Origin of the sequence: Actinocorallia longicatena (assembly GCF_039534125.1) — a bacterium.
Classification (GTDB): Bacteria; Actinomycetota; Actinomycetes; order Streptosporangiales; family Streptosporangiaceae; genus Actinocorallia; species Actinocorallia longicatena.
Genome location: NZ_BAAAUV010000070.1, coordinates 1 through 2,447 on the forward strand (window position 1 = coordinate 1; position 2,447 = coordinate 2,447).

Sequence of the window (2,447 nt, forward strand, 5' to 3'; positions counted from 1 at the left end):
TTCGTGCAGGTCGGAACTTACCCGACAAGGAATTTCGCTACCTTAGGATGGTTATAGTTACCACCGCCGTTTACCGGCGCTTAGATTCTCAGCTTCGACCCTTACAGGTCTAACCGGTCCTCTTAACGTTCCGGCACCGGGCAGGCGTCAGTCCGTATACAGCGTCTTACGACTTCGCACGGACCTGTGTTTTTAGTAAACAGTCGCTTCCCCCTGGTATCTGCGACCACAACCAGCTCAAGCAGCACGTGCTATCACCAGTCATGGCCCCCCTTCTCCCAAAGTTACGGGGGTAATTTGCCGAGTTCCTTAACCACAGTTCACCCGATCGCCTTAGTATTCTCTACCTGACCACCTGAGTCGGTTTGGGGTACGGGCCGCCAGTACACTCGCTAGAGGCTTTTCTCGGCAGCATAGGATCACTCACTTCGCCTAAAACGGCTCGGCATCAGATCTCAGGATATATGCCATGCGGATTTGCCTACATGACTCCCTACGTCCTTACCCCGGGACAACCATCGCCCGGGCTGAGCTACCTTCCTGCGTCACCCCATCGCTCACCTACTACCCAATTGGTTCCCAGACTCCACTGAACGGATCCTCCGAAGATTCACCGAGCAGCTTCGCGTGGTTAGCGTTTTGAGGTTCAGCGTTGGCGCGTACCGGCGGGTACGGGAATATCAACCCGTTGTCCATCGATTACGCCTGTCGGCCTCACCTTAGGTCCCGACTTACCCTGGGCGGATTAGCCTGCCCCAGGAACCCTTGGTCATCCGGCGGAGCAGTTTCTCACTGCTCATTCGCTACTCATGCCTGCATTCTCACTCGAACAGCCTCCACAGCTGGATCACTCCGCTGCTTCGCCGGCTGCACGACGCTCCCCTACCCAACCAGCCAAAAAGCTGATTGCCATGACTTCGGCGGTGTGCTTGAGCCCCGCTACATTGTCGGCGCGGAATCACTTGACCAGTGAGCTATTACGCACTCTTTCAAGGATGGCTGCTTCTAAGCCAACCTCCTGGTTGTCACGGCAACTCCACATCCTTTCCCACTTAGCACACGCTTAGGGGCCTTAGTCGATGATCTGGGCTGTTTCCCTCTCGACTACGAACCTTATCGCCCGCAGTCTCACTGCCACACTCTCACTCACCGGCATTCGGAGTTTGGCTGACGTCAGTAACCTTGTAGGGCCCATTAGCCATCCAGTAGCTCTACCTCCGGCGAGAAACATGTGACGCTGCACCTAAATGCATTTCGGGGAGAACCAGCTATCACGGAGTTTGATTGGCCTTTCACCCCTAACCACAGGTCATCCCCCAGGTTTTCAACCCTGGTGGGTTCGGTCCTCCACGCCGTCTTACCGGCGCTTCAACCTGCCCATGGCTAGATCACTCCGCTTCGGGTCTACAGCATGCGACTAAAGACGCCCTCTTCAGACTCGCTTTCGCTACGGCTACCCCACACGGGTTAACCTCGCCACACACCATAACTCGCAGGCTCATTCTTCAAAAGGCACGCCATCACGAATCTAGATAAATCTAGAAGGACGCTCTGACGGCTTGTAGGCACACGGTTTCAGGTACTATTTCACGACCCCTCACCGGGGCACTTTTCATCTTTCCCTCACGGTACTTGTCCGCTATCGGTCATCAGGGAGTATTCAGCCTTACCACGTGGTCGTGGCAGATTCACACGGAATTTCACGGGCTCCGTGCTACTCGGGAACACACCCAGAAGATCTTGCAGTTTCGCCTACCGGACTCTCACCGTCTACGGTCGCACTTCCCATTGCGTTCGACTACCACAAGATTTTGTAACTCCTTGCCACCCCAGCGGAGGCAGCGGGATGGTCCCACAACCCCGACCGTGCAACGCCCGCCGGCTATCACACACGATCGGTTTAGGCTCTTCCGCGTTCGCTCACCACTACTGACGGAATCACTCTTGTTTTCTCTTCCTGCGGGTACTGAGATGTTTCACTTCCCCGCGTTCCCACCAACCAGCCTATGAATTCAGCTGGCGGCAACCGCCCATAACGACGGCTAGGTTTCCCCATTCGGAAATCCCCGGATCAACGTCTGGTTGCCGACTCCCCGAGGCATATCGCAGGCTCCCACGTCCTTCATCGGCTCCTGATGCCAAGACATCCACCGTATGCCCTTAAAAACTTAGACCACACACATGCGGTCCCAACTAAGACAATAAGATGAACCTGAACTCGCAACACCCATCACCGAAGTGAAAGTGTTGAGTCTCCAGGCTCGCTTCTTAAAATTGCTTAAGATGCTCGCGTCCACTGTGCAGTTCTCAAAAAACAGACGGCAACCCAAGCTTTCAGAACGATGAGGTTCTTCGGCCTGGGCCCGCAACACTCAGAAGATCCGGTCGCCCGTTTCCTCAGGACCCAACAGCGTGCTCAACAGTCACCGACCCCTGCGACCCCGTTC

1 rRNA gene is annotated in these 2,447 nt (G+C 55.5%); it reads right to left on the reverse strand.

Features of this window, described 5'->3' with window-relative positions:
- A 23S ribosomal RNA gene (locus ABD785_RS41085) occupies positions 1 to 2,174 on the reverse strand; the annotation flags it as partial.
- Positions 2,175 to 2,447: the final 273 nt, after the last annotated feature.